A 25,932-nucleotide genomic window follows, 5' to 3' on the forward strand; every position below is an offset into this window, starting at 1 on the left:
CCATACTCCCAATAGAGGCCCGACCCGATCTCCAAAGAAACCGCTGCGGGCGTATCCAACGAAAAAACCGCTCCGGATTTCTCCGTCGCGGCCAACCCTTGCTTATAGATCACCCCGTCTGGGTTGGATGCTACCCCCTACTCGGGGATAGCGACGGGGGACCAGGACCACAGCAATAGCTGCGCGGTATCCCTTGTGTCGTTTGAGCCTTCGGTCGCCCGAAATGCCCGATACCCCGCCACCCTTGCGAGGGGCGGGGACTTGTCGGCTTAGGCCAACTTGATCTCGACGTTCACGCCGGCAGCCAGATCCAGCTTCATCAGCGCGTCGACCGTCTGCGGCGTCGGCTGCACAATGTCAAGCATACGCTTGTAGGTGCGGACCTCGAACTGCTCGCGAGACTTTTTGTCAACGTGGGGACCACGGTTGACGGTGAACTTCTCAATGCGCGTCGGGAGAGGAATGGGCCCGCGAATGAGAGCGCCCGTGCGACGGGCGGTTTCGGCGATGTCGCCGGTCGCCTGATCGAGCACGCGATGATCGAACGCCTTAAGGCGAATGCGGATGTTGCTGTCCATGTCCTACTACCGATGCGAAAGAGCCAAAAAACAAACCGCCCCGTTAGGACCCTCTAGCGATACGCCGGCGAGGATCAGTCCGAGGCGGTTAAAATCCGAACCGCGCGAATCACCAGACCCGCGCGGTTCGTTGCCTATATTACTTGGAGATCGTTCCGACAACCCCTGCGCCGACGGTACGACCGCCTTCACGGATTGCGAAGCGCAGACCCGAGTCCATCGCGATCGGCGCGATGAGCTTGATGTTCAGCTTCACATTGTCGCCGGGCATGACCATCTCGGTGCCCTCGGGCAGAATGACCTCACCAGTGACGTCCGTGGTGCGGAAGTAGAACTGCGGGCGGTAGTTGGCGAAGAACGGCGTATGACGGCCACCCTCTTCCTTCGACAGCACGTAGATTTCCGCGTCGAACTCGGTGTGCGGCGTAACCGAACCGGGCTTGGCCAGAACCTGACCACGCTCAACGTCTTCACGACCAACGCCGCGAACCAGCGCGCCGATGTTGTCGCCTGCACGACCTTCGTCGAGCAGCTTGCGGAACATTTCAACGCCCGTGACGGTGGTCTTGCGGGTGTCCTTGATGCCGACGATCTCGACTTCTTCGCCAACCTTGACGATGCCGGTTTCGACGCGGCCGGTCACAACCGTACCACGACCCGAGATCGAGAACACGTCTTCGATCGGCATCAGGAAAGGCTTGTCCACGGGACGCTCTGGCTGCGGGATCCAGCTATCGACAGCAGCCATCAGCTTCAGAACGGCGTCGTGGCCGATCTCAGGAGTCTTGTCCTGCAGGGCAGCAACGGCCGAACCGGGGATGATAGGAATGTTGTCGCCGTCAAAGTCGTAGGACGACAGCAGCTCGCGAATTTCCAGCTCGACCAGCTCGAGAATTTCAGCGTCGTCGACCAGGTCAACCTTGTTCATGAACACGACCAGCTGGGGAACGCCGACCTGCTTGGCGAGCAGGATGTGCTCACGGGTCTGCGGCATCGGGCCGTCGGTGGCCGACACGACCAGGATCGCGCCGTCCATCTGGGCAGCACCGGTGATCATGTTCTTGACGTAGTCAGCGTGACCCGGGCAGTCGACGTGCGCGTAGTGGCGTGCTTCGGTCTCATACTCGACGTGCGCGGTCGAGATGGTGATGCCGCGCTCGCGCTCTTCAGGCGCCTTGTCGATGTTGTCGTAGCTGGTGAAGGTTGCGCCGCCGGTTTCGGCCAGCACCTTCGTGATCGCTGCGGTCAGCGAGGTCTTGCCATGGTCAACGTGACCGATGGTGCCGATGTTGCAGTGCGGCTTCGTCCGCTCAAACTTAGCTTTCGCCATTTCTCTCTACCTTCTAGTCCAAATAGCTTGGGTCTGACCGCCAGGCCGCGCCTTGCGAAGGCGCGTCCATAGCAGCAAATTCGCATAATGAAAGTCCTAACCGACCCGTTCGCACAGGCCGGTTCAGGATTTTCAGGCCATCTTGGCCTTCACCTCGTCAGCAACATTCGACGGCACTTCATCATAGTGCGAGAACTGCATGCTGTACTGGGCGCGGCCCTGGGTGAACGAGCGGAGCTGGTTCACATAGCCGAACATGTTCGCGAGCGGCACCATGGCCTCGACGACCTGGGCGTTACCGCGGCTGTCCGTGCCCTGAATCTGGCCACGACGGCTGTTCATGTCGCCGATGACATCGCCCAGATAATCTTCCGGGGTCACGACCTCGACCTTCATGATCGGCTCAAGCAGCTTGATGCCAGCCTTCTGGGCCGCTTCACGCATCGCGCCGCGGGCGCAGATTTCAAACGCCAGCGCCGACGAATCGACGTCATGGTAGGCGCCGTCATACAGGACCGCAGTGAAGTCGATGATCGGGAAGCCAATCAGCGAACCGGTCGCCGCGATCTCGCGGATGCCCTTTTCGACGGAGGGGATATATTCCTTGGGAATATTACCGCCCTTGATCTCGTCCTTGAAGATGACGCCCTGGCCACGCTCACCGGGTTCCACCGTGAACTTGATGCGACCGAACTGACCCGAACCACCCGACTGCTTCTTGTGGGTGTAGTCAATGTCGACCTTCTTCGCGAGATATTCGCGATAGGCGACCTGCGGTGCACCGACATTGGCCTCGACCTTGAACTCGCGCTTCATGCGGTCGACAAGGATTTCGAGGTGAAGTTCGCCCATGCCCTTGATGATCGTCTGGCCGCTCTCTGCGTCCGACGACACGCGGAAGGACGGATCCTCGCGCGCCAGGCGATTAAGGGCGACGCCCATCTTCTCCTGGTCAGCCTTGGTCTTGGGCTCCACCGACAGTTCGATGACCGGCTCGGGGAATTCCATACGCTCCAGAATGATCGGCGCGTTGGAGGCGCAGAGCGTGTCACCCGTCGTCGTTTCCTTCAGGCCCGCCAGAGCGACGATGTCGCCCGCATAGGCTTCCTGAATGTCTTCGCGGCTGTTGGCATGCATCAGCAACATGCGGCCAACTTTCTCCTTCTTGTCCTTCACCGAGTTGGTGACGGACGAAGCGGTTTCCAGCTTGCCGGAATAGATACGGGCAAAGGTCAGCGTGCCGACAAAGGGATCGTTCATGATCTTGAACGCCAGCGCCGAGAAAGGCGCATCGTCAGCAGGCGGACGCGAATCGGGGGTTTCGCCATCCTGCTTCAGACCCTGAACATCAGGAATGTCGAGCGGGCTGGGAAGATAGTCGACAACGGCGTCCAGCAGCGGCTGCACGCCCTTGTTCTTGAACGACGAACCACATAGGACCGGAACGAAGTCGAACGCCAGCGTACCCTTCCGGATCAACGCCTTCAGCGTCGGCACGTCAGGCTCATTGCCCTCAAGATACGCTTCCATGGCCGCATCGTCCTGCTCGACAGCCAGTTCGATCAGCTCGCTGCGCGCAGCGGCTGCGGCATCCTTCAGGTCGTCAGGAATTTCCTGATATTCGAACTTGGCGCCCAGCGACTCATCCAGCCACACGATCGCACGGTTCTCGACAATGTCGACCAGACCGATGAAGCTGCTCTCAATGCCGATCGGCATGTACAGAATTGCCGGACGCGCACCCAGGCGATCCTTGATCATCTGAACGCAGCGCTCGAAGCTGGCGCCCGTGCGATCAAGCTTGTTGACGTAGCACATGCGCGGCACGCGATATTTGTCTGCCTGGCGCCACACGGTTTCCGACTGCGGCTCAACACCCGCAACGCCGTCAAAACAGGTAACCGCGCCATCCAGAACGCGCAGCGAACGCTCGACTTCGATCGTGAAGTCGACGTGGCCGGGCGTGTCGATGATGTTGATGCGGTGATCGTTCCAGAAACAGGTCGTCGCGGCCGACGTGATCGTGATGCCGCGCTCCTGCTCCTGCTCCATCCAGTCCATCGTCGCGGCGCCGTCATGGACTTCGCCGATCTTGTAGGACTTGCCGGTGTAGTAGAGGATACGCTCGGTCGTGGTCGTCTTGCCGGCGTCGATGTGCGCCATGATGCCGATATTGCGATATTTCTCGAGCGGATGGCTGCGGGCCATGATCTGTCTCCGTTGCCGGGGTGCCGGCGGCTTGGACTGGAATGAGGAAAAGCCGGGCGCCACCTTTGCAGCGCCCGGCTTCTATATAGTGATTACCAGCGGTAATGCGAGAAGGCGCGGTTGGCTTCCGCCATCCGGTGCGTATCTTCACGCTTCTTGACCGCATTGCCGCGGTTGTTGGCGGCATCCAGCAGCTCACCCGAAAGGCGCGCGGCCATCGTGGTTTCGCTGCGGTTGCGCGCGGCAGTGATCAGCCAGCGGATGGCCAGGGCCTGCGAACGCTCAGGGCGAACTTCCACAGGAACCTGATAGGTCGCACCGCCAACACGGCGGCTGCGGACCTCGATACCGGGCTTCACATTGTTCAGCGCTTCATGGAACAGTCCGATGGGATCCTTCTTCGCCTTGGTCTCGACAGTTTCGAGGGCACCATAAACGATGGATTCAGCGACGGCCTTCTTGCCGTCTTCCATGACGCTGTTCATGAACTTGGACAGAACCTGGTCACCGAATTTGGGATCGGGCAGGATGACGCGCTTTTCGGGGCGACGACGACGTGACATATTCTAGTCTCCCTTACTTAGGACGCTTGGCGCCGTACTTCGAACGGCTCTGCTTACGATCCTTGACGCCCTGGGTATCCAGAACGCCGCGAAGAACGTGGTAGCGCACACCGGGAAGATCGCGGACACGACCGCCGCGGATCAGCACGACGCTGTGCTCCTGCAGGTTGTGGCCTTCACCTGGAATATAGGTGATGACTTCGCGCTGGTTGACCAGGCGAACCTTGGCAACCTTACGAAGCGCCGAGTTCGGCTTCTTCGGGGTCGTGGTGTAAACGCGGGTGCAAACGCCGCGCTTCTGCGGGTTTGCTTCCATCGCAGGGACCTTGGACTTGGCCTTCTGCGGATCGCGGCCCTTGCGGACCAGCTGGTTAATCGTTGGCATGAAGCCCTTCACCTTTTCAGTTACTTTGCGTCAGCACTCCGCGTTCCTGCCGCCAGACCCGCATATGCGTTTCCAACAGCAAAGGCCCCGGCGGTCAAAATGACCCCCTGGAGCCGCAAGAGCACCCGGCAATGTTCAGCTCTGTCTAAACCCGGCGGGGAACGAAGAGAAAAGCGATTCTCTCCCCATGGCCCTTTGGGTTGGCGCGCCTATAGCGATGCCGCCCCGGCCGGTCAAGCCGTCGCCCCGCCCCCGCGCCGCCGCTGAGACGATGAACGACCTGTTAGCTCTTTAATAACATCAGCACGCTATGCTGACGTTTTACAACAGCAGATGTCCCATGGACGACCATTGAACAGAATCGCTCCCTATTCCGGCGAGTTTCGCGATCCCACGACAGAGGCCGGATTCCAGGCCTCTCGGATGGACGTCTTGCGACGCCATGTGCGCCTGCTCTTCATCCTGTCCGCTATTCTCAACAGCCTGTTCCTGCTGAGCGACTGGCGCTTTGCCGGAACCCCCCACTTTGCGGTCGCGGTGTCGGCCAGAATCACCGTTGTCCTTTGGTCGCTCGTCTGCCTTTGGCTTGCGCGCGACCTGCGCCATTTCAGCGCTCTGGTCCGCGTCGTCGCCGCCTGGCAGGTCGTGACCGCCATCGGCGTAGGCTGCCTGGTCACGTCACGCAGCGACATCGCGATCTTCGTGATGTCGCTGCTGCCCGTCATCTTCTATCTGGTCGTGCCCAGCAATTTTCGCGGCAATGTCGGCGGTGGCCTTGGATGCAGCCTTGCGTTGCTGGCCGGCTATCTGGCTCCCACCCCTCTTCCCGCCACCTGGCCGGGCATGGTCATGGCGATGCTGATTCTCCATTGCGCGATGTGGATGGCCCTCGCACGCAACAACCGCCTGCAACGCACGGAATGGCTGTCGGGTCGCGCCGAATTGCGGGCGCGCAAGAATTTGGCAAACAGTAGCGAAACGCTGGGCCGCATGTTCCTGGCGGTGCCCGTTCCCTTGCTGGTGACAAGTATCGACGGGCGGATCATCCGTACCAACCATGCGGCCCAGATGATGCTGGGGCCACAGGATGCCATGAATGAGCCGAACGCCTTCCCGAACATATTGGCCGACAATGTTGATCGCGACTCGCTGAGCGCCCTGATCAATGCGGGCGAAGTGATCGACAATGTCGAATGCCGCATCCGCCGCCGCGACGGCGCCGTCCGCGATGTGCTGCTGGCCAGCCGCCCCATCGTGATCGACAATGAGGCGTGCGCGATCGCCAGCTTCATCGACATTACCGACCGCAAGGAAGCCGAAGCGCATCTGGCCACGCTGGCGATGACCGATTCGCTCACTGGCCTCGCCAATCGTCCGCATTTCATGGCGACAGCCACGCAGGCGGCCAGCGCCACGGTCCAGGCTGGTTCAGGTGGCGGCCAGTTGGCCATCGTCCTGATCGACGTCGACGAGTTCAAGCGGGTCAACGACACCGCAGGCCATGACGCGGGCGACGCCCTGCTATGTGCGGTCGCCCGTCGCCTGCAACAATCGGTACGACCGGGCGACCTGGTCGCCCGGATGGGCGGCGACGAATTTGCCGTGTTGCTGCCCCGCCTGCGCGCGCCCGCAGACCTGGCCGCGATTCTTGCCCGAATGACTACGAATCTTCATGCCCCACTCAATCACCGGGGTCGCGCCATTGACTGCCGCGTCAGCATGGGCGTCGCGATGTTCCCCGATCATGGGGAAACCGTCGCGGATGCCATCCGCCATGCCGACATTGCGCTTTATGAAGCCAAGAATAATGGCCGTGGCCGCGCCATCCTGTTTGAACCAGCGCTGCTGGACGCGTGGCAGGCGGAAGCGCAGATGCTGGAGCGGGCGCGCCATGCCCTGACCCATGAACAACCCTGTCCCTGGTATCAGCCCAAGGTGGACCTAGCCACGGGCCAGCCGATCGGGTTCGAAGCGTTGTGGCGCTGCGTGCGCGCCGACGGGTCCGTCATCATGCCGGGGGAGATCGCCGCAGCCTTCGAGCATCCCGACCTTGGCCAGACGATCACCGCCCGCATGCTGGAAGGGGTGATCGCCGATTGCCAGACGTGGCAGGAGGCAGGCTTCGATTTCGGCCATGTCGCCATCAATGTCTCGGGTCTCGATCTGCGCGATGAGAGCTTTCCAGAACGGTTGCTCGATCGCTTGCGCCAGGGTGGCATCGCGCCGCAACGGATCGAACTGGAAGTCACCGAATCGGTATTTCTGGGCCGCAACGCAGATATTGTCGGAACCATATTGCATCGGCTGAGCGAGGCAGGCCTGTCGATCGCCCTCGACGATTTCGGTACGGGCTACGCCTCTCTTTCGCACCTCAAACAGTTCCCGATCGACATCATCAAGATCGACCAGCGCTTCGTGCGCGATCTGGAAACCAGCCCCGACGATGCGGCGATCGTCCGCACCGTGCTGAACCTGTCCTATAGCCTGGGCATTCGCACCGTTGCGGAAGGCATAGAGAATGCCCGCCAGGTCGACTATCTACGCGCGGGCGGATGCCAATTCGGGCAGGGCTATCATTTCGGCGCCGCCGTACCGGCTTCGGACATTCTGGCGCGATTCGGCAACAAAAAGGCGTCGGGCGCTCTAGGCTGACATCTGTGCTGACAGGCAGCAAACAGCCTTTCAAAAATGATCCGAAGCAGGGAACTTTCCGCTCCTGATGTCGTTCTGCCGCGTTGCAGCATCGATTCGTCACGAGTCCACCCTCCCGGATTCGCGCGTTTGCCAGCCTTTTGCTACCGGATCGACTCGCAAATAAACAAAATGAAAAGATCCCGGGTTGCCCCATTCTACCAAGACGGTGGCTGCTGGCCTTCGTGCCAGACTAGTCGCCCTGTTCCCTGCACGTGAGATTCTCCTGCATTCGGGCGATAAAGTCCGCTTTGTCTGCCTCACGCCTCGCGTCCAGATGCTCGTTATGGGCGGAGTGTCCGCCGCGCTGCTGGGCTGCGGCGCCCTGGCCCTGTCGGTCGCCAGCCAAAGCGCGGCCATCGCGCGCGAACGCGCGCAGCTTGTTCAGCAGGGTAAGGCGGTCGCCAGCAGCGCAGACAAGGTCGAATCATACAAGAACTCGGTCCAGACACTGGCGCGCGATCTGGAAGCGCGGCAGGATTTCATGGATGATCTCTACCGCACCCATTTCGGGGCCGAGGGTGAAGCCGATGCATCTGCCCTCATCGGCAAGGACGACGTCAAAGGGAAAGACGCGGGCAAAGCCGATGCGCTCGCCCGCAAGATCAGCGCCGCACCCGACAGCGGCCCACTGCTGAAAATAGAACAACGCCAGCGCCGCTTTGCCGCGCTTTTGACCGATGCCGTCGAGCGCCGCACGATCAAGGCTGCCGCTGCGATCCGCAGCTTCGGCCTCAACCCCGACATGATGGCGCGCAGCGCGTCTCGCGCACAGGGCGGCCCCTTCGTGCCGTGGCGCGGCGATGACGATGCCCTGTCGAGCGAACTCAAATCGCTCGCCAGTGCGCTCACCCGCATGGAAATGCTCGAGCGCGGATTGGTTGCCATCCCTTCGGGCAAACCGACCAGTGCGCCGATGCTTTCCAGTTCCTACGGCTATCGCCGCGATCCGTTCAATGGCCATGCCGCCTTCCACGCAGGCCTCGACTTTCCCGGCCACACGGGTCAGCCGATTCTGGCGGCAGCGCGCGGCAAGGTCAGCTTCGTCGGTCAGCGGCAGGGCTATGGCAATGTAGTGGAGGTCGATCATGGCAATGGCCTGATGACCCGTTACGCCCATCTCTCCGGCTTTGGCAGTCGCGTCGGCCAGAGCGTCGCGCGGGGCGACGCCATCGCCCGCATGGGATCGACCGGCCGTTCAACCGGCCCCCATTTGCATTTCGAGGTCCGGTTGAATGGCGACCCCATCAACCCCCGTCAGTTCCTTGAAGCGCGACAGGATGTCCTCCAGACCCAGCAGGTCGCCAAGAACCGCTTCGCCGATATCGGCAAACGGGGTTAATTCACCGGCGCCCTGCGACGATAGCTGAGCGCCTCGGCAATATGGATGCGTCCAATCTGGCTCGCTCCCTCCAGATCGGCAATCGTCCGGGCGACCCGCAATATACGCGTATAGCCCCGCGCAGACAGTTTCATCGCGGCAGCGGCCTGCGCCAGCAAGGCACGGCCCGGCTCATCGGGCGTTGCCACCTCTTCCAACTTCTCGCCATCCACCTCGGCATTGGTGCGCATCTTCGTCCCCGTATAACGCGCCGTCTGGACCGCACGCGCCGCCGCGACTCGCACAGCGACCTCGGCGGATCCCTCGCTGGGTGACGGCAATATGAGGTCGGCGGCGGTCACCGCATTCACCTCCACATGCAGGTCGATGCGATCGAGCAGCGGCCCCGACAGCTTCGCCTGATAGTCGGCGGCGCAACGCGGCGCCCGTGAACAGGCCAGCGCCGGATCGCCCAGATGCCCGCAACGACAGGGGTTCATCGCCGCCACCAACTGCACCCGCGCGGGAAAGGTCACATGCGCGTTAGCGCGAGCGACCGATACCTCGCCCGTCTCCAGCGGCTGGCGGAGCGAATCGAGCACCGCGCGCTGGAACTCGGGCAATTCGTCCAGGAACAGTACTCCCAGATGCGCCATGCTCACCTCGCCGGGCCGGGCACGTATGCCGCCACCGACCAGCGCCGCCATCGACGCACTATGATGGGGATCACGGAAGGGCCGCGCGCGGCTGATCCGGCCGCCCTCCAATGTGCCTGCGACGCTGGCGACCATCGAGGTTTCAAGCGCTTCGCCGGGCGTCAGGTCCGGCAGGATACCGGGCAGGCAGCTCGCCATCAGCGACTTGCCCGCACCCGGCGGTCCGACCATCAACAGATTATGCGCGCCCGCCGCCGCTATTTCCAGCGCGCGCTTGGCCGTCTCCTGCCCCTTGACCTGTTTAAGATCCACGGCGCGGACCGGTGGATCAATAGCGCCGGGCTGGGGCGGACTGAGCGCTACAGTCCCCTTGAAATGATTGAGCAGGCCCAGCAGATCGGGCGCGGCGATCACTTCCAGTTCACCCGCCCAAGCCGCCTCCGCCCCCTGTGACACGGGGCAAACCAGTCCAAGATCGCGCGACCCGGCATGTAATGCAGCCAGCAGCACGCCCGGCGTCGGCGCGACCCGGCCATCCAGGCTCAGTTCACCCACCACGACATAACCGGCCAGCGTTTCCGCATCGATCACCCCCATCGCCCCCAGCAACGCCAGCGCGATCGGCAGATCGAAATGCGATCCTTCCTTCGGCAGGGCGGCGGGGGAGAGGTTAACGGTAATGCGCTTGGGCGGCAGCGACAGGCCAATGGCCGCGATCGCATTGCGAACCCGCTCACGACTCTCGGCCACCGCCTTGTCCGGCAGGCCTACGACAATGAAATTGGGAAGACCGGGGACAAGCTGGCACTGTACTTCGACGCCACGCGCCTCCAGCCCAAGATAGGCGACCGTCGCGACCGTCGAAACCAAGCGTATCCCCTTTTCCCCTTACCGGGGATCAGCTTTGACGGGGCTTTACCGGGAAGTCGAGCGCTCTTCCTCTATTTCGCCGTCGAGATCGACCGGAGCGTCCACTCGCCCCTTAAACCCCTGCGCCACCACATACCATTCGACGCTGCCCTTGCGACTCGCGGGCGGCTTGGCATGTTTGACGGTCGTGAAATGCTTCTTCAGCACCGCCAGCAATTCACCGTCGGTGCCGCCCGCAAACACCTTGGCGACGAAACTACCGCCCTTTTGCAGATTTTCGACTGCAAACCACACGGCGGCTTCCACCAGCCCCATCGTCCGCAGATGATCGGTCTGGGCATGGCCGACCGTATTGGCCGCCATGTCCGAGATGATGAGGTCCGGGTCCGCGCCGCCCAGCGCTTCACGCAACAGTTCGGGCGCCTTGTCATCCATGAAATCCATCTCGAACAGGGTCACGTCCGGAATGGGGTCCGTCGGCAGCAGGTCGATGCCGACCACCTTCGCCTTGGGGCACAGCTTTTTCACCACCTGCGCCCAGCCACCCGGCGCGACGCCCAGGTCGACCACGTAGCGCGAACCCTTCACGAAATGGAATTTTTCATCCAGTTCGATCAGCTTGAAAGCAGCGCGGCTACGCCATCCTTCCGCCTTCGCCTTGCGGACATAAGGGTCGTTCAACTGCCGTTCCAGCCATCGCGTGGACTGGGCCGTGCGGCCCTTGGCTGTCTTGACGCGGACTCTGCCCGCTCCCATCCCTCTCACATCTTTACTCCATCGCGATCCATCAGGCCGCGTAAAATTCCCTCGCGGATGCCCCGGTCGGCTACGCCCAGTCGCTCTGCTGGCCAGATGTCGAGAATTGCTTCGAGAATCGCACAGCCGGCTACCACCAGATCGGCCCGCTCCGTCCCGATACAGGGCAGCTTCTGGCGCAGGTTAAGAGGCATTGTAGAGAGGCGTTCCGAAATCGCCCGCATCGAACTGGACGGCACGATCAGCCCGTCAATCGCCTGACGATCATAGCGTGGCAGGTCAAGATGTACGCTGGCCAGCGTCGTCACCGTGCCTGACGTCCCAAGCAAGCGGATGTCGCTGACGCCCCGTGGCAGCCGCGTGGCCAGGGGCGAGAAGGCATCTGCGACGCGGGCGCGCATCCGCGCATAAGCTGCGGCGCGCTCCGTTGGGTCGCCATGATCGAACAATTCGCTTTCGGTCAGGGAAACGACTCCCCAGGGCGCGCTCACCCAATCGACGATGCGTGGCGCGCCCGTACCCGTCGAATCGACCAGCACCAGCTCGGTCGAGCCGCCGCCAATGTCGAAGATGAGTGCAGGCCCCTCCCCCGGCTCCAGCAGCGCATGGCATCCCATGACAGCCAGCCGCGCCTCTTCCTGTGCGCTGATGATATCGAGGGCGATGCCGGTTTCACGGTAAACCCGGTCGATGAACGCCGTACCGTTGGACGCGCGGCGGCACGCCTCTGTCGCGACCGACCGGGCGAGCGTCACATGACGTCGGCGCAATTTGTCGGCGCAGATGGCGAGCGCAGCAATCGCCCGGTCGATCGCGGCATCACTGATACAGCCGGTCGCCGCCAACCCTTCGCCCAAGCGCACGATGCGCGAAAAGGCATCGACCACGATGAAGCCGTCAGCGGAAGGCTTGGCGATCAACAGACGGCAATTGTTGGTGCCCAGATCGATCGCGGCATAGGCGCGACGACCGCGTCCATGAAAGGGAATGGCCCCACGCGGCATGGCCGGGGGCGGGACGACCGCAGTCTGGCTTCCTTCGCCCCGTCCGTTACGGCCCTGTCGGCCGGATGGACCACTTGAGGGGTCGGAATTCTGCGGCGATGGGCGGCTTTGCAGCGCCATGCCGTTTCTCACTTCTTGTTATCGCCGACCCCGAAAGACGCCGGAACTTGGGTGTGAGAGTAAGCAGGTGCGGGAGAAAGCGCAAGGGCAGCGCCGGACGGGCCTCAACTGACCTGTTGCGCACCCAGAAAGCGATCGACCAGATCGCGGGCAAGGCGGGCGGGGCGCATGGTCACGGCGTCAAGGCAACACCAACTGGACTTCACCTCGGCCAACACGTCCTCACCCCGCTTGATGATCGTCTCGTAGAAGGCGCGCGCGCCCTGGACCTTTTCCAGCAGCACGGTTGCGACCACGTCATCGCCCAGAAAGCCGGGCTTGCGATAGGTGATCTCATGCTTGAGCGCGACCCAGAGGTGCCCCGCCACCGCCTCTGCCGGAGCGAGCGAACGCCAATGGTCGATCACTGCCGCCTGCACCCATTTGAGATAGCTGGCATTATTGACGTGCCCCATGAAGTCGATGTCTGCGGGGTCGACGCCAATAGCGTAAAGATGGGGGGTGGGATTACTCACACCCTTGTCAATAGCAGACCCACGCCATTTCCGCCACGGGAATCGTGATGCGCCGCACAATAAACGCGATTGGCCGGCGCGCGCTAAAGCGGCAACAAAGCCGCTACAACCCAGCGTTCCTCGGCACGCAGAACACCCCAGGCGCGAGCGGCGGCACGGCTGTCCATGGCCTCGACACCGATGTCCAACGCTTCGAGGGCACGGACAAAGGCGCGCGGCGGCTGTAGCAACCCGGCGCCAGTGCCCAGCAACAGGAACTCGGGCTTCGGCTCCAGATCGAACAGGTCGCCCAGCGCTGCAACGTCCAGAGTCGCGACGCTGGCGGGAGCGTCCCAGGCCAGCGCTCGAACCGGCGAAAGAAGCAAGCCACCGGGAAACACATCGTCGCGCACCCGGAAGCCACGCCCGGAAAAGCCAGTGACGATCGGTCCCTGCCCCGAATCATCGCGGCGCAGTTCTATACCGGTCCGCTTGTCGCTCAGGGCTGCGCTCCGTCCGTTGGCCCCATGCGCTCGGCCTGGGCGGCGATGCCCCGGCTGCTCTTCTTGTCGCTCAGGTGCGGCTTCAGACCCAGGCTGATCAACAGCGAAGACGAGACATAGACCGACGAATAGGTGCCGACGATGATCCCCAGCATCATCGCAGCAGTAAAGCCGCGCAGCACATGGCCGCCGAACAGCAGCAGCGCGCCCAGCGCCAGCATGATTGTGACCGAGGTCATAACCGTGCGGGGCAGGGTTTCGTTGACCGAAAGGTCGACCAGCGCCTTCATGTCCATCTTGCGATATTTCCGCATATTTTCACGGATGCGGTCGTCGATCACCATCTTGTCGTTGATCGAATAGCCCACGATCGTCAGCACGGCGGCGATGATGTTGAGGTCGAACTCCATCTGGGTCACGGCAAAGAAACCCAACGTCATCAGCACGTCGTGCATGATCGCGACGAAGGTGGAGACGCCGAACTGCCATTCGTAGCGGAACCAGGAGAAGACGGCGATACCGATGACGGCAAGCATTACGGCCAGCACGCCATTCTGGATCAACTCGCCCGACACCTTGCCCGACACCGTGTCGTAACGGGAGAAGGTGACGCCCGGAAACTGCGCAGTCATGGCGCGGCGCGTCTTTTCGACCACCGCATTGGCTGCACCGGCGCCGCCCTGCTCGGGCAGGGGCAGACGAATCTGCACCGTCTTGGGATCGCCAAATTGCTGGAGCGAGCTTTCGCCCACACCCAGCGACCCGATAGTCGCGCGAACCTTGTCGGTCTCGACGGCTTGCTGGAACTTCGCCTCGATCATCAGGCCGCCGACGAAATCGACGCCCAGATTCAGGCCACGATGGGCCGTAGCGCCCACCGCCAGCACCGTAAGCAATGCAGTCAGGGCAAAGGCCCATTTCCGCATGGCGACGAAGCCGATGTTCGTATTGTCTGGGACGAGCTTCAGAAGTTTCATGGGTTTTTCCTCCCGCCCCTCTTAAATGGTGATGTCCGTCGGACGGGCGCGGCGCAGCCAGTTCGCGACGATCATGCGGGTGAAGGTGACGGCGGTGAACACGCTGGTCGCGATGCCGATCAGCAGCACGATGGCAAAGCCCTTCACCGGGCCGGAGCCGAGCGCGAGCATGATGCCACCAGCGATGGCGTGGGTCACGTTCGCCTCGAAGATGGTGCGGCTGGCTTCCTTATAGCCGAACTCCACCGCCTGGACGACACCGCGCCCGCGCCGCCGCTCTTCGCGGATACGCTCGTAGATGAGAACGTTGGCGTCGACCGCCGTGCCGATGGTCAGCACGAAACCGGCGATACCGGGCAGGGTCAGCGTCGCCCCCAATATGCCCATGACCCCCAGGATCACCAGCACGTTGATGGCGACCGCCAGATTGGCATACATGCCGAACCGGCCATAGCTGGCGAACATGAACAGCGCGACGGCGGCAACGGCGATGATCGAGGCGATCAGGCCCGCGCGGATCGAATCGGCACCCAACTGCGGACCGACCGTACGTTCCTCCACCACCGTCAGCGCGACGGGCAACTTGCCCGAACGCAGCGCGATGGCGAGTTGGTTGGCGCTTTCCACGGTGAAGTTACCGCTGATCTGCGCCGAGCCACCCAAAATCGGTTCGTTGATGTTGGGCGCGGACAGCACCCGGCCATCCAGGATGATGGCAAAGGGACGATTGACGTTCTGCGATGTCACCAGGCCAAAACGCCGACCGCCCGATGCGTTGAACGTGATCGACACGTTGGGCGCATTGGTTTGCGGGTCGTAACGCTGGCTGGCGTCGACCAGATCTTCGCCCGACACCATCACCTGCCGCTTGACGGCGATGAAGGGCACGCCCGATGGATTGTCGGGATAGGGCAGCACTTCGCTGCCCACCGGCGCACGACCCTGCGCCATTTCGGCGGGATCGGCGGCCTGATCGACCAGCTTGAATTCCAGTTTCGCGGTCTGGCCCAGCAGATCCTTCAGCGCCTTGGGGTCCTGAAGGCCCGGCACCTGCACGACGATGCGGTTGTTGCCCTGCTGCTGGATCGTGGGTTCGCGCGTGCCCATCTCGTCGATGCGCTTGCGGATAACCTCGGTCGCGACTTCCATCGCGCTCTTGACCGCATTGTTGATGCCGGCGTCGGTCGGCGTGATGACGACCGTGGAGCTGTTCACCACTTCGACATTGAAGTCGCGCTGCCCGGTCAGGCCCGCGCCTTGCGTCAGCGGACGAATACGCTCGACCGCCGCGTCCACCTGTTGCGGATCGCGGACCATGAAGGCGAGCTTGCCATCACGGCTGGAGATGTCGCCCACGGCGATACGGGGCGTGCCCCGGCGCAGCTCCGTGCGGACCTGCTCCTCCATATTGACGAGGCGCTGCTTCGCCACATCCTGGGTCGATGCTTCAAGCAGCAGATGGCTGCCACCCGACAGATCGAGGCCCAGATTGACGCGGGTCTGCAATGCATTCGGAAAGTGCGACACAACGCTGTCGGGCAGGAAGCTGGGAACGGCGCACAAAATGCCGATCACCAGCGGCAGCAGAATCGTAAAAACGCGCCAGCGCGTGAAGTTCAGCATCGGGGGGTCAGTCGTTTGCGGGCTTGGCGGCGGTCGGGTCGATCACGTCTGTCAGGGTCGACTTGACGGCCTTCACCTTCATGCCCGGCGCCAGCTCGATATCGACATAATGTTCGTCGACGCGCGCGACCTTGCCGACAAGGCCTCCGCCGGTCACGACCTGATCACCCTTTTTCACCGACTCGATCTTGGCCTTATGCTCCTTCATCCGCTTCTGCTGCGGACGGATGAGCAGGAACCAGAACACCGCGAAGATCAGGACGAGCGGCAACATCTGCATGACGATACCGGCACCGGCCGAAGAACCGCCTGCTGCCTGGGCGAACGCTGGAGTGATGAACATGGAGGGGTCGCCTTGGAGTGAAAGGAATGCCATTGCATGGGTTGCCGTGTGAAGGCCCCAATAGATCAAGGGCGCGCGGCTAACACAGATGCGCCTGCGGGTGCAACAGTGCGGTGCGAACGCCTGCCTTTCGCACGCTCGCTTTTGAGGCCTTGCAACTTCAACTTCATCCCTCTATGTGCCCACCTCCGGTCGGGACGTAGCGCAGCCTGGTAGCGCATCACACTGGGGGTGTGGGGGTCGGAGGTTCGAATCCTCTCGTCCCGACCAAATCTTTCCCGGCACAGCATCATCCCAGTTCAACGCAGCACCAGCGGGACGGCGGGTGCTTTGTGCTGTCCTACAATGTACCATATGGGATAAATATCTCGCCTTCTTCACGCGGAGGGCAGGCCATTGGATATCGCGCAACTTATCGACGAAGTAATTGCCCGCGAGGGTGGCTATAACAACCATCCGGCCGATCGCGGTGGTCCCACGCGCTGGGGCATCACGCAAAGCGTCGCGCGCGCCAATGGCTATGCCGGTGATATGCGCGCCTTGCCGCGCGCGACCGCAGAAGCCATTTATCGACGACTTTACTGGGATGCGCCGAAATTTTCCTTCGTGGCCGAAATCGCGCCCGACGTGTCCGCTGAACTGTTTGATACCGGCGTGAACATGGGCGTTGCGGTTGCTGGCCAATTCCTGCAACGCGCGCTCAATGCCCTCAATCGCAACGAACGGGATTATCCCGACCTCAAGGTTGATGGCGCCGTTGGCGCGAAGTCTCTGGCGGCGTTGGGCGCCTATCGGAAAGTTCGGGGCGCCGCAGGGGAAACCGTGCTGCTAAAGGCGATCGAAGCCCTGCAAGGCGAGCGCTACATCGCGCTGGCCGAACGCCGTCCGGCCAATGAGGCCTTTCTTTACGGCTGGCTTGCGAACCGGATCGGTTAGGGAGTATAGGGTGATGATCGAGATGGGACCAGTCGTCAGGCTGATTGATCGGGTTATTCCGGACGAGGTGGCGCGCAACGCAGCAAAGCTGGAACTGTTGCGATTGGAGAGCGAAAGCGAACAATTCACGATGCTGACCGAGGCGGAAAGCACCGACCTCTGGACCAGCCGGGCACGCCCCGCCTTTCTCTATGTCATCTATGCGCTGCTGCTGTGGGCAATCCCGATGGGGCTGATCGCCGGTGTGCGGCCCGACATGGCCGAAGCGATCACGCAGGGCATGCGTGCCTATCTGGAGAGCCTGCCGGAACCGCTCTACGCCCTCTTCGGCACAGGCTATCTGGGTTACACCGCCGCACGAGCGTGGGGCAAGGCAAAGGGGGTTGAACGATAAGCGCGCGACCCGCCAGCTATTCCGCCGCGTCGGGCAGCGCGCGCAACGCCTCGGTCGAGCCGGGTTCCCGGACCAGCGCATCCACCGGCACCAATTCTTCCAGATCACGGCCGCCCGTCTCTATGTTGAGGTCGCGCAACTTGCGGCCCGTCACCAACACCCGGCCCTCAAAGCTGCCGACGAAAGCATTATAATCCCCAACCGCCCCGTTGAGACGATTGCCGAGCTTTTTGAGTGACGTCGCGGCGGCGGCGAGGCGCTCATACAGTTCCTTGCCCAGCATTCCGATTCGTTTGGCCTCATCCGCCATTTTCTCCTGCCGCCAGACGGCCGCGACGGTCCGCGCGATCGCGATGAGGTTCGTGGGCGTCGCCAGCAATACCCGGCGCGAAAAGGCATGATCCCACAGGCCCGGTTCATGCTCCAGCGCGGCGGACAGGAAATGCTCGCCCGGCACGAACATGATCACATAGTCGGGCGCCTCGTCGAACTGGTCAGCATAGCTTTTGCGCCCCAGCGCATCGACATGCGCGCGCATCGCGTTGGCATGAGCAGTGAGATGGCGACGACGCTCCTCATCGCTGTCGGCGGCGAAGGCATCCTGATAGCTGTTGAGCGATACCTTGGCATCGACCACCAACATATTGTTGCCCGGCACACGAATGATGACGTCGGGGCGCAGGCGGCCATCTTCCACGGCGACGCTCACCTCGGTCTGAAAGTCGGCATGTTCGGACAAGCCGCAGCTTTCCAATACGTTGCGTAACTGCTGCTCGCCCCAGCGACCGCGCATCTTTGGCCCGGCGCGCAGCGAGGTGACGAGCTTGTTTGCCTCCGCCCGCACCGCTTCCTGGCCGACGCGCATCGACTCGATCATGCCGGTCAGATTGCCATAAGCCTCGGTGCGCTGCTGTTCGATCTGGCTGATCTTCAGATCGTAACGCTGGATCGTTTCATTTACCGGGTTGAGCAGTTGTTTGAGCTGCGCCTCGCTCTTTTCATGCGCCTGGGCAAAGCGCTGGTCGGCACGCTCCAGAAACGCGTTCTGCGCCTGCCCCAGCAGCTTGCTGCCGATTTCGCTGAATTGCGCCGACAATTGTTCCTTGGCGTCGCGCATCTGGGCCAGTTGCGCCTCGAAGGACTCGGCGCGTGCCTGCGTATCGGACCGCAGCGCTGCCATATCGCGGAGCGCCGCATCCCGCTCGTTCGTGATGCCATCCAGCCGCTCGCGCAATTCGGCAGCCTGCCCGGCCCGCTCCTGCGCCACCACAAGCTCGCGCAGCGCCCCGTTGCGCTGTTCGGCGGCAAGGTCCAGCCGGGTAGAGACATCAGCCCGTTCCGCGCGCAGTCCTGTTATCGTCCCACTCCGCAGGAACCAGCCGACGAACAGACCCGCAATCAGGGCGGCAATGACAAGAAGGGTGGCAAGCAAGTCCATGCGTGAATATGTCCTATGGGAACGAAAAGGGAACTTAGCTAGCCAGGCCGCTCCCGGCAAGGCACTTGTCGATGCCGTGCGAGGCGGCCCGAGGCGAGCGATTGGACTTTGATCGCAAGGGCCGGGAAGCGCCATCGCGTCTTATGGGCTAATGCGGCATCTCAGACCATGTTGCCGATGAATCGATGAAGGAGAATGTTCATGTCCTATGCCTGCAAAACCATGGCTTCGCCGGTCGGCACATTGACATTGGTGGCGAACGACAAGGGACTGGCCGCGATCCTTTGGGAAAATGACGATCCGGATCGAGTGCGGCTGGGCAGCATGATCGAAGATCACAGCCATCCCCTGCTGATCGAGACGGAGATGCAGCTAAGCGACTATTTCGCGGGCCACCGCGCAGCTTTCAACCTACCGCTCGCCTTTGAAGGGACAAGCTTTCAACGCGCAGTCTGGGCGGCGCTGCTCACCATACCGTTCGGAGAAACCCGGAGTTATGGCGAGATCGCCCGGCAGATCGGCAGGCCCGGCGCCTCTCGCGCAGTCGGCGCGGCCAACGGCCGCAATCCGATCTCTATCATCGCCCCCTGCCATCGCGTGATCGGCGCCAACGGCAAGCTAACGGGTTTTGCAGGCGGGTTGGAGGCCAAGGCGTGGCTGCTGGAAATGGAACGTGGGGGCGTGGTAGCTGAAGCGGCCGAATGAAGCCGACAAACGTCCCCCGGACTTTGTTACTTCGGCTTCATTCCCACTCGATTGTTAATAAGGGTGAAAGTTCGTTATATATCAATATATTGATTGGTATCCGCGTTCTAATACCACGGAAAACACCACGTTGAATCTAGGCGGTGTTCCATCTAGGCTAGCAGCCGAGCAGCTTCGCCCTGCTTTGATAACAGTGCGACCGCCTTCTTGTCGAAAGAGACGAAAGTTTCACCGCCCAGCCACTTGCCTTCGTGCGCCATGATGCCGTCAGCGAAGTCGCCTCCAGCCTCCAGCAGCGCAAGACCTGTCTCCACGGCAGGGCGGTTCATAACGACATTGTCTGCATCGAGCAGCGCGTGAATTGCTATAGACACATCCTCTTTCGGCAGCTTCGCACCCTGTCGGAGTATCCAGACAAGCTCGCATAGCGACGGCAGCGATACGGCGATCAATGTCGCATCCCTGAGCAAGTCGCGCGCTGCACGGCATTGCCCGGCGTCGTCTTGCAGGATCGCACGGGCAAGCACATTGGTATCGGCAGTGATCTTCATTCGCTGTCCAACTCGCCAGCCCAACCCGCCGCCGCTATCTCGTTCATTTCCTCGATCGTCAGCGGCTTCTTCAGCTTCACCTTGCCGTCCAGCGCGTGGAGAAACCCGTCAATCGTGCCGGTTGGCCGGGCAGCCCGCACCCGCAGTTCGCCATCAGGCAGCTTTTCAAACTCGACCCGTTCCCCCGGCTTGATGCCGAGGTGCCGCAGCAAATCCCGCTTGAGCGTGACCTGTCCTTTCACCGTGACCGCCAGCGATGCCATCACAACCTCCTTTATTCCATGAAAAAATGTAATGTAAATACACATTACCGTCAAGGCTTAGGTGGCTCCTAAAGCGAACTTTAGGCAGCCGGTTGGATCTCCCTTAGCGCCCGGTTGAAAAAGTGGCGCGTGGCCCTCTCACGAGATTCCGCATCTGTTAGGACGATATTACGCATCTCGTTGTCCCGTTGGAACATGCGAATAGCCCCCTGAAAGAATGCTTGAGCGAAGGCCGTATAAACAACGTCTGGCGGATTGTTGCGGAGCATTTCTGATAGATCAGCATCTAGAATTTCAGCATTAATCTGCTCAAATCGGATCATATCAGCTTCAGAAAACTGCGTCCCGTGTCGCTCGTTGAATGCCTTAACGATCTCGGAAAGCTCCTTCTTCTCGTCCTCCGTGTAGGGCTTCGCACCAAATTCGCTAATCGCCTTGAGTGCGGTGGTATCGCCGGGAACAAGGGAGGCATCGCCCTGTTCTTTCTGCTCCACCTTGAATTTTTGCAGCCGGAGCATGTCATCGGTGATTTCGATTTCGGGCGGTAGCTGCCTGTTCGGAAGCAGCCGTGCGAGCCATGCGCCATAGGAATAAAGCTTCTCAAGGCCAGTATCATCCAACCTCATGATCTGGGCGATGAAGCTGTAGAAGCGCATGTAGCTGCGCAGAAGCTGGCGGAACTCCTCCTGCCGCCCTTCATCGTCATCGGTTTCAAACCGGGCGACGGCTTGACGGACCAACCCTTCGAGCCGCGCACGGTCGCCGCCATCAAGTGCCCCCTGATAATAGGTCGCGGCAAACCGCTCAATTTCGTCCTTGTCGAGATAGGCGAATTTGAACAGCCGCCCTTCAAGGTCATAAACGAGATTGGGGTCGGAATTGGCTTCGAGCGCCGTCACCTCGAAATATGGCCGGAAGGCGTCCTGAATGTCCTCAATGGCATTCTGGAAATCGAGGATGAAGGTCTGATCCTTACCGGGACGGGTGCGGTTCAGGCGTGACAGAGTTTGCACCGCCTGTAGGCCCGCCAGCTTGCGATCTACATACATCGCGCAGAGCTTAGGCTGGTCGAAACCGGTTTGGTATTTCTCGGCAACGATCAGGATTTGATACTGTTCGGGAAAGGGCGTGCCATCCGGCTTGAAGCCGTCGAAGCGACCCGGTAACTCGGTTTCAACGAAACCCGTCAGGTCAGATTCAGTGTACGTTTGGCCATCGAAAGGAAGGTCGCCAGAGAAAGCAACAAGAGCGCGAAGGTCGGCATAGCCCTGGGCCTTGATGTAGTCACGCACCCCAAAATAGTAGCGCAGTGCATGATCGCGACTGCTGGTAACGAGCATGGCCTTGGCCTGCCCGTCGAGCATTTTTGCGACATGACGGCGAAAATGCTCGACGATGATCTCGACCTTTTGGCCGATGGCGGTGGGATGAAGGTTGGCGTAGCGTGCAACCCGCCGCTGACCGCGTCGGCCGCTCAATTGCGGGTCGTCCTCAATGGCCTTTTCTAGCTCGTAGTAAGCCTTGTAGGTCATATAGTTCTGGAGAACATCCAGAATGAAGTTTTCCTCGATGGCTTGGCGCATTGAATAGAGATGGAAGGGATGCGGAAGCCCGTCCGCGCCTTTGTTGCCGAAGCGTTCCAGCGTGACATTACGCGGCGTGGCGGTGAAGGCAAAGAAACTGATATTCGCCTGCGGACCACGTGCCTTCTGATAGGCCGCGATGATGTCCTCAATGTCATCGCTGGAATCCGCCTCGCGCGTGAGCGCGTCGGTCATAGCTTGGGCGGATTTGCCGGACTGGCTGCTGTGCGCCTCGTCCACGATGACAGCAAAGGTGCGATCACCCTGACCGGAAATCGCTTTCAGGTGATCGGTAGAAAATTTCTGGATCGTCGTGACGATGATGCGCGCACCCTTGGCGATGGCTTGCTTGAGCTGTTTGGATGTGCCGTCGATCTTGCGCACGACGCCCTGCGTCTGTTCGAACTGTGAGACGGTGCTTTGAAGCTGGCGGTCCAGCACGATACGGTCGGTGACGATGATAGCGGTGTTGAACACCGCTTTGTCGTCCGCGTCATGCAGGTTGATCGCGTGATGCGCGAGCCAGCCGATAGTGTTGGATTTGCCTGAACCGGCGGAGTGCTGGATCAGGTAATTTCGCCCAGCGCCGAACTGGCCTGCGTGCGCCATAAGCCTGCGCACGGCATCAAGCTGCTGGAAGCGCGGAAAGATCAGGGCTTCAGTCTTGCCGCTGGTGTCGAGGTGAATGAAGCGCCCGATGATATCGAGCAACACGGCGCGGGAGAAAATGGCCGCGCCCCACTCGCCTGCGCCATAGAGATAGGCGACGCGGAACTCGTCTTCTATGTCGGGATTCCCGGCCCCGCCATCGCGGCCCCGGTTGAAGGGCAGGAAACGGGTGCGGCCATTTTGCAGCCGCGTGGTCATGGATACGTTGTCCTCGTCCAGCGCGAAATGGACCAAGGCCCCGCGCTTGAAGGTCAGCAGCGGTTCGCCCGCTGGCGAGCGGTCCTGCCGGTATTGCTTTTCGGCATGGCGGAAATTGGAACCGGTGAGGAGGTTCTTAGCCTCCATCGTCGCCACGGGAAGGCCGTTGAGGAACAGAGCCACGTCCAGCCGCCCGCCGTGCCGCTCGCTGTATTCGACCTCCTTCATCACCGAGAGAATATTGGCCTCGTATTCGACGACACGCTTGGGTTCCAATCCGCTGGCAGGCCGGAAATAGCAAAGCGCGAACTTGATACCGGGGACAATCTTGATCCCCTGCCGTAGCACATCCAGCAACCCGCGATCTTTGAGGGACTTTTCAAGCTGCTTGAAGAAGGTGTCCGTCGCCGCTGCGGTATAGTGGCCTTCCAGCTTGGCCCATTCGTTAGGCTGGGTGTTTTGCACGAAGCGCAGGGCCAACGCCTTGTCCATTGCCAGCGCCCGGTCGTAATCGGCCTTGGCATCGCGCAATTCATAGCCTTCGGACGCGACGAGCCGGGCAATCAGGTGGTCCTGCACCACCTGTTCCTTGTGGGCGTTGTGGGCGGCGGTTCTCATGCGGCATCCTCTTTACGCAGGGCGTTGGCCGCCCGTGCTTTTTGATAGTCGCGGCTTTCGACAAGGAAATCGCACAGCGCGAAGGCCGCGTTGACGGCCAGCTTGGCGTGATGCCGCGCGGGATTGAAACGGCGGGCGTGGCGGTCGCTGCCCTTGTTGGCCATTTCGTAAAGCCCGCCGATCAATGTCTGGAAGCCGCCCACAATCGGCTTCAGCGGCTCCTCAAGCTTAGCGGGATCAAGGTTCAAGGACGGCTGCAATGCCCTGTAGAGCGCCCTGATGTCGCCTTCGGTTTCCTTGAATGCTGTGCCCGTTTCCGTGAGCAAGAGCTTCAAAAGGTGCTCAACCAAGGTGTAGGCGTTGGTGATCGCGCCGGAGAAATCGCCGGACTCGATTTTCTGGTTGGCCTTGCGCACCTGCTCCGTGATGGCCTCGTGGCTGATGGCGACGAGGCTCGTCGGTGCCAAGACATTCTGCCCGAGCGGGCGAACTTCAAAGCCCGGATTGATCCTGACCTCTTTGTCCCCTTCCATCCAGCCGTAGTCATCCTTGATGGTAAGCCGGAAACCATCGCGAGAAAGGATTTGATTGAACTGATATGCGACGTCCTCGGCATTGAAACCATCCTCGCCGATAAAATCAAAGGCGGCGGACACGATCCCCTTCATCGTGTCCGTGCCGTTGAACTTGTCCAGCTTGGCACGCGCGAATTGAGCGCGGGACGGGAAGCCCTGCCCGTAGAGGTCGCCTTCTCCGAAATCGTTGAAGAAACCGACAAGCTGCGGGCCGGAACGGTAGGGGCTTTTCTGGGAATCGCCGGTGATGATCCCGGTCAGATGTTCAAGGGATTTGGCGGTCAACCTCATGCCCGCATGGCCTCCTCGATCCGCTCAAGGCGGCGGTCCGTCTGACCTTGCTTACCCCAAGTCGTTACGTCGATCTGTCCGGTCACGACAGCGGTGATGAGCGCGGTGCGGAATTCCTCAAGTCGGGCAATCGACTGCTCTGTTTTTCTCTTCAATCGTCGCTCGAAATCGACCGCTTGCTCAACGGCCTTTTGCAACTCCGATCCGGGAACGGGGATTTTCTCTTTTCCAAGGCGGCGCACGTTCAGGGGCCGGTTACGACCAGCCGAACCTCTCGATGCTTCGTTGAGAAGGAAATCACCGTAGCTGCTCCGTAGGAGGCCGAGCAAATAGGAGGTGTTAACCCCGGACTTGCCCCGATAAACGGGGTAACGGTGCGAAACGACGCAGCCTTCTTCCTCGGCGGTGGCGAGGGCGGCTGCACCCTCCCATGCGAACTGGCCGCTAAGGATAAGGTCGCCAGACTCGACGAAGAAGAACTCGGAATCGCCCATGCCTTCTTCGTCGGCGGCGGGCTTTTTGAAGATACCGCGCCCCCGGTTATAGAGGCCAAGCCGAACCAGCTCATCGTGCTCGGACAACGTGACGGGGCGCGAAACGCGCTGCGTCAGGTGTTCAAATCGTATGCGTGGAACATTGGCATCGGAAATTGCTTGGTCCACAAGCGCCTCAATCCGACATGCCACGCTCATCCCGAAGAGGCGCTTCTTCTCGATCAACCGGTTGATACGGGCGGTTTCGCGACCGAGGAAATCGGCAATGGACATCTGTTCCGATAAAGGAGGCAGAAGCACGAGAACTTGACGAAAATGCTCCCAGTAGAGTCGCTGGCGGAAATCAGCGATACCCTTCGACGCCCTGCGCAAGTCTTCGATCCATATTGGAGTGCGCAGCAGATACTCAAAGTATGGAGCATGAAGCTTACGAGTAGGTCGAGCCACTACATAGGCGGGACTGACAAGCCCGTCTAACTTTGCTACGCCAAGCGCGCCCTGCCAAGCGCGCATCATATTGTAGACGAGATCACCAGGACGAACACGCTTGTAGGAGTTTTTGTCGTCGATTTGGTTTACAATGCGGTGCCTGTCATCGTCGTTTAGTTCCCGATCCGAAATACCCCAGTTTATTGAAACTGAAAGGACAGGTAGCCCGTCCTGTCCCATCTCTTGCGACTCTCGAAAAAGGGTCGCTATTCGCAAGACGTCCCAATGAGAAGGAGCTTTGGTCAATGCATCAAAGCCCCTTACTTCGGTGTGGGCCAGATCAAATTTGACCATTTGCCGAGGGCG

The 25,932-nt window shown here is 61.1% G+C and carries 24 protein-coding genes and 1 tRNA gene; 6 read left to right on the plus strand and 19 right to left on the minus strand.

The features are described 5' to 3' along the window. Positions 1-269: 269 nt before the first annotated feature. From rpsJ to rpsL, 5 genes are all read right to left on the minus strand, one after another. A complete protein-coding gene (rpsJ, locus tag WFR25_RS00750) occupies positions 270-578 on the minus strand; it encodes a 30S ribosomal protein S10 (protein WP_070156846.1) in 309 nt (102 codons plus the stop codon). Between the two features lie 139 nt (positions 579-717). Continuing rightward, the gene (tuf, locus tag WFR25_RS00755; RefSeq protein ID WP_336967604.1) at positions 718-1,908 is read right to left on the minus strand and encodes an elongation factor Tu; all 1,191 of its coding nucleotides are present in this window, start codon (positions 1,906-1,908) and stop codon (positions 718-720) included. 132 nt (positions 1,909-2,040) lie between these two features. Then, positions 2,041-4,116, minus strand: coding sequence for an elongation factor G (gene fusA, locus WFR25_RS00760; protein ID WP_336967606.1), 2,076 nt, complete (start codon positions 4,114-4,116; stop codon positions 2,041-2,043). Positions 4,117-4,208: 92 nt separating this feature from the next. Further along, positions 4,209-4,679: a 30S ribosomal protein S7 gene (gene rpsG, locus WFR25_RS00765; protein ID WP_336967609.1), complete on the minus strand. Its 471-nt coding sequence runs from the start codon at positions 4,677-4,679 to the stop codon at positions 4,209-4,211. Between the two features lie 13 nt (positions 4,680-4,692). Next, positions 4,693-5,064 (minus strand): 30S ribosomal protein S12, encoded by a 372-nt coding sequence (gene rpsL / locus WFR25_RS00770; protein ID WP_056692058.1) that lies wholly within the window; start codon positions 5,062-5,064, stop codon positions 4,693-4,695. 351 nt (positions 5,065-5,415) lie between these two features. Here rpsL and WFR25_RS00775 point away from each other — a divergent pair, with 351 nt between their 5' ends. Further along, the gene (locus WFR25_RS00775) at positions 5,416-7,716 is read left to right on the plus strand and encodes a putative bifunctional diguanylate cyclase/phosphodiesterase (RefSeq protein ID WP_336967613.1); all 2,301 of its coding nucleotides are present in this window, start codon (positions 5,416-5,418) and stop codon (positions 7,714-7,716) included. A 187-nt stretch (positions 7,717-7,903) separates the two neighbouring features. Further along, positions 7,904-9,097: a M23 family metallopeptidase gene (locus WFR25_RS00780; RefSeq protein WP_419723121.1), complete on the plus strand. Its 1,194-nt coding sequence runs from the start codon at positions 7,904-7,906 to the stop codon at positions 9,095-9,097. On the opposite strand, the gene WFR25_RS00785 is transcribed toward WFR25_RS00780, so the two are convergent. The 8 genes from WFR25_RS00785 to yajC all read right to left on the minus strand — a co-directional run bounded on the left by WFR25_RS00785 (position 9,094) and on the right by yajC (position 16,422). After that, positions 9,094-10,602 (minus strand): YifB family Mg chelatase-like AAA ATPase, encoded by a 1,509-nt coding sequence (locus tag WFR25_RS00785; protein WP_336967614.1) that lies wholly within the window; start codon positions 10,600-10,602, stop codon positions 9,094-9,096. The genes WFR25_RS00780 and WFR25_RS00785 overlap by 4 nt on opposite strands. Before the next feature lie 45 nt (positions 10,603-10,647). Further along, complete coding sequence (locus WFR25_RS00790) at positions 10,648-11,367, minus strand: RlmE family RNA methyltransferase (protein ID WP_336967617.1); 720 nt, start codon at positions 11,365-11,367, stop codon at positions 10,648-10,650. Continuing rightward, positions 11,364-12,482 (minus strand): Ppx/GppA phosphatase family protein, encoded by a 1,119-nt coding sequence (locus WFR25_RS00795; protein WP_336967620.1) that lies wholly within the window; start codon positions 12,480-12,482, stop codon positions 11,364-11,366. The genes WFR25_RS00790 and WFR25_RS00795 overlap by 4 nt, the downstream gene beginning before the upstream one ends. A 104-nt stretch (positions 12,483-12,586) precedes the next feature. Continuing rightward, positions 12,587-12,997, minus strand: coding sequence for an acyl-CoA thioesterase (locus tag WFR25_RS00800; protein ID WP_336967623.1), 411 nt, complete (start codon positions 12,995-12,997; stop codon positions 12,587-12,589). A gap of 83 nt (positions 12,998-13,080) precedes the next feature. Further along, on the minus strand, positions 13,081-13,389 hold the full coding sequence (locus tag WFR25_RS00805; RefSeq protein WP_419723122.1) for an MTH938/NDUFAF3 family protein: 309 nt from the start codon (positions 13,387-13,389) through the stop codon (positions 13,081-13,083). Positions 13,390-13,475: 86 nt separating this feature from the next. After that, a complete protein-coding gene (gene secF / locus WFR25_RS00810; RefSeq protein ID WP_336967626.1) occupies positions 13,476-14,456 on the minus strand; it encodes a protein translocase subunit SecF in 981 nt (326 codons plus the stop codon). A 21-nt stretch (positions 14,457-14,477) separates the two neighbouring features. Then, a complete protein-coding gene (gene secD, locus WFR25_RS00815; RefSeq protein ID WP_336967628.1) occupies positions 14,478-16,079 on the minus strand; it encodes a protein translocase subunit SecD in 1,602 nt (533 codons plus the stop codon). 7 nt (positions 16,080-16,086) lie between these two features. Further along, a complete protein-coding gene (gene yajC, locus WFR25_RS00820; protein ID WP_336967630.1) occupies positions 16,087-16,422 on the minus strand; it encodes a preprotein translocase subunit YajC in 336 nt (111 codons plus the stop codon). Positions 16,423-16,615: 193 nt separating this feature from the next. Here yajC and WFR25_RS00825 point away from each other — a divergent pair. The 3 genes from WFR25_RS00825 (at position 16,616) to WFR25_RS00835 (ending at position 17,752) form a co-directional block, all read left to right on the plus strand. After that, positions 16,616-16,692: transfer RNA gene (locus tag WFR25_RS00825), tRNA-Pro, on the plus strand. 126 nt (positions 16,693-16,818) lie between these two features. After that, positions 16,819-17,358, plus strand: coding sequence for a glycoside hydrolase family 108 protein (locus tag WFR25_RS00830; protein ID WP_336967632.1), 540 nt, complete (start codon positions 16,819-16,821; stop codon positions 17,356-17,358). 13 nt (positions 17,359-17,371) lie between these two features. Beyond that, positions 17,372-17,752 (plus strand): 3TM-type holin, encoded by a 381-nt coding sequence (locus tag WFR25_RS00835; RefSeq protein ID WP_336974547.1) that lies wholly within the window; start codon positions 17,372-17,374, stop codon positions 17,750-17,752. 16 nt (positions 17,753-17,768) lie between these two features. On the opposite strand, the gene WFR25_RS00840 is transcribed toward WFR25_RS00835, so the two are convergent. Then, positions 17,769-19,190, minus strand: a complete 1,422-nt coding sequence (locus tag WFR25_RS00840) for a DNA recombination protein RmuC (protein ID WP_336967634.1) — start codon at positions 19,188-19,190, stop codon at positions 17,769-17,771. 201 nt (positions 19,191-19,391) lie between these two features. Between WFR25_RS00840 and WFR25_RS00845 the strand changes: the two genes are divergently transcribed. Then, complete coding sequence (locus WFR25_RS00845; protein WP_336967635.1) at positions 19,392-19,895, plus strand: methylated-DNA--[protein]-cysteine S-methyltransferase; 504 nt, start codon at positions 19,392-19,394, stop codon at positions 19,893-19,895. 152 nt (positions 19,896-20,047) lie between these two features. Here WFR25_RS00845 and WFR25_RS00850 read toward each other — a convergent pair whose 3' ends face one another. The 5 genes from WFR25_RS00850 to WFR25_RS00870 all read right to left on the minus strand — a co-directional run bounded on the left by WFR25_RS00850 (position 20,048) and on the right by WFR25_RS00870 (position 25,920). Continuing rightward, on the minus strand, positions 20,048-20,446 hold the full coding sequence (locus tag WFR25_RS00850; RefSeq protein WP_336967636.1) for a type II toxin-antitoxin system VapC family toxin: 399 nt from the start codon (positions 20,444-20,446) through the stop codon (positions 20,048-20,050). Then, positions 20,443-20,709 (minus strand): AbrB/MazE/SpoVT family DNA-binding domain-containing protein, encoded by a 267-nt coding sequence (locus WFR25_RS00855; RefSeq protein WP_336967638.1) that lies wholly within the window; start codon positions 20,707-20,709, stop codon positions 20,443-20,445. Before WFR25_RS00855 ends, WFR25_RS00850 begins: the two co-directional genes overlap by 4 nt. Positions 20,710-20,789: 80 nt before the next feature. Next, the gene (locus WFR25_RS00860) at positions 20,790-23,777 is read right to left on the minus strand and encodes a type I restriction endonuclease subunit R (RefSeq protein ID WP_336967639.1); all 2,988 of its coding nucleotides are present in this window, start codon (positions 23,775-23,777) and stop codon (positions 20,790-20,792) included. After that, positions 23,774-24,643: an abortive infection family protein gene (locus WFR25_RS00865; protein ID WP_336967640.1), complete on the minus strand. Its 870-nt coding sequence runs from the start codon at positions 24,641-24,643 to the stop codon at positions 23,774-23,776. The genes WFR25_RS00860 and WFR25_RS00865 overlap by 4 nt, the downstream gene beginning before the upstream one ends. Further along, positions 24,640-25,920 carry a restriction endonuclease subunit S gene (locus WFR25_RS00870; RefSeq protein ID WP_336967642.1) on the minus strand — a complete coding sequence of 427 codons (1,281 nt, stop codon included), beginning with the start codon at positions 25,918-25,920 and terminating at the stop codon, positions 24,640-24,642. The genes WFR25_RS00865 and WFR25_RS00870 overlap by 4 nt, the downstream gene beginning before the upstream one ends. Positions 25,921-25,932: the final 12 nt, after the last annotated feature.

The organism is Sphingobium aromaticiconvertens (genome assembly GCF_037154075.1).
In the GTDB taxonomy this organism is placed as follows: domain Bacteria; phylum Pseudomonadota; class Alphaproteobacteria; order Sphingomonadales; family Sphingomonadaceae; genus Sphingobium; species Sphingobium aromaticiconvertens.

Bases quoted from the DNA above. Each gene is read 5' to 3' on its own strand.
- rpsJ (WP_070156846.1), bottom strand. From the start codon at position 578: ATGGACAGCAACATCCGCATTCGCCTTAAGGCGTTCGATCATCGCGTG.
- tuf (WP_336967604.1), bottom strand. From the start codon at position 1,908: ATGGCGAAAGCTAAGTTTGAGCGGACGAAGCCGCACTGCAACATCGGC.
- fusA (WP_336967606.1), bottom strand. From the start codon at position 4,116: ATGGCCCGCAGCCATCCGCTCGAGAAATATCGCAATATCGGCATCATG.
- rpsG (WP_336967609.1), bottom strand. From the start codon at position 4,679: ATGTCACGTCGTCGTCGCCCCGAAAAGCGCGTCATCCTGCCCGATCCC.
- rpsL (WP_056692058.1), bottom strand. From the start codon at position 5,064: ATGCCAACGATTAACCAGCTGGTCCGCAAGGGCCGCGATCCGCAGAAG.
- WFR25_RS00795 (WP_336967620.1), bottom strand. From the start codon at position 12,482: ATGGCGCTGCAAAGCCGCCCATCGCCGCAGAATTCCGACCCCTCAAGT.
- secF (WP_336967626.1), bottom strand. From the start codon at position 14,456: ATGAAACTTCTGAAGCTCGTCCCAGACAATACGAACATCGGCTTCGTC.
- secD (WP_336967628.1), bottom strand. From the start codon at position 16,079: ATGCTGAACTTCACGCGCTGGCGCGTTTTTACGATTCTGCTGCCGCTG.
- yajC (WP_336967630.1), bottom strand. From the start codon at position 16,422: ATGTTCATCACTCCAGCGTTCGCCCAGGCAGCAGGCGGTTCTTCGGCC.
- WFR25_RS00835 (WP_336974547.1), top strand. From the start codon at position 17,372: ATGATCGAGATGGGACCAGTCGTCAGGCTGATTGATCGGGTTATTCCG.
- WFR25_RS00840 (WP_336967634.1), bottom strand. From the start codon at position 19,190: ATGGACTTGCTTGCCACCCTTCTTGTCATTGCCGCCCTGATTGCGGGT.
- WFR25_RS00845 (WP_336967635.1), top strand. From the start codon at position 19,392: ATGTCCTATGCCTGCAAAACCATGGCTTCGCCGGTCGGCACATTGACA.
- WFR25_RS00850 (WP_336967636.1), bottom strand. From the start codon at position 20,446: ATGAAGATCACTGCCGATACCAATGTGCTTGCCCGTGCGATCCTGCAA.
- WFR25_RS00855 (WP_336967638.1), bottom strand. From the start codon at position 20,709: ATGGCATCGCTGGCGGTCACGGTGAAAGGACAGGTCACGCTCAAGCGG.
- WFR25_RS00860 (WP_336967639.1), bottom strand. From the start codon at position 23,777: ATGAGAACCGCCGCCCACAACGCCCACAAGGAACAGGTGGTGCAGGAC.
- WFR25_RS00865 (WP_336967640.1), bottom strand. From the start codon at position 24,643: ATGAGGTTGACCGCCAAATCCCTTGAACATCTGACCGGGATCATCACC.
- WFR25_RS00870 (WP_336967642.1), bottom strand. From the start codon at position 25,920: ATGGTCAAATTTGATCTGGCCCACACCGAAGTAAGGGGCTTTGATGCA.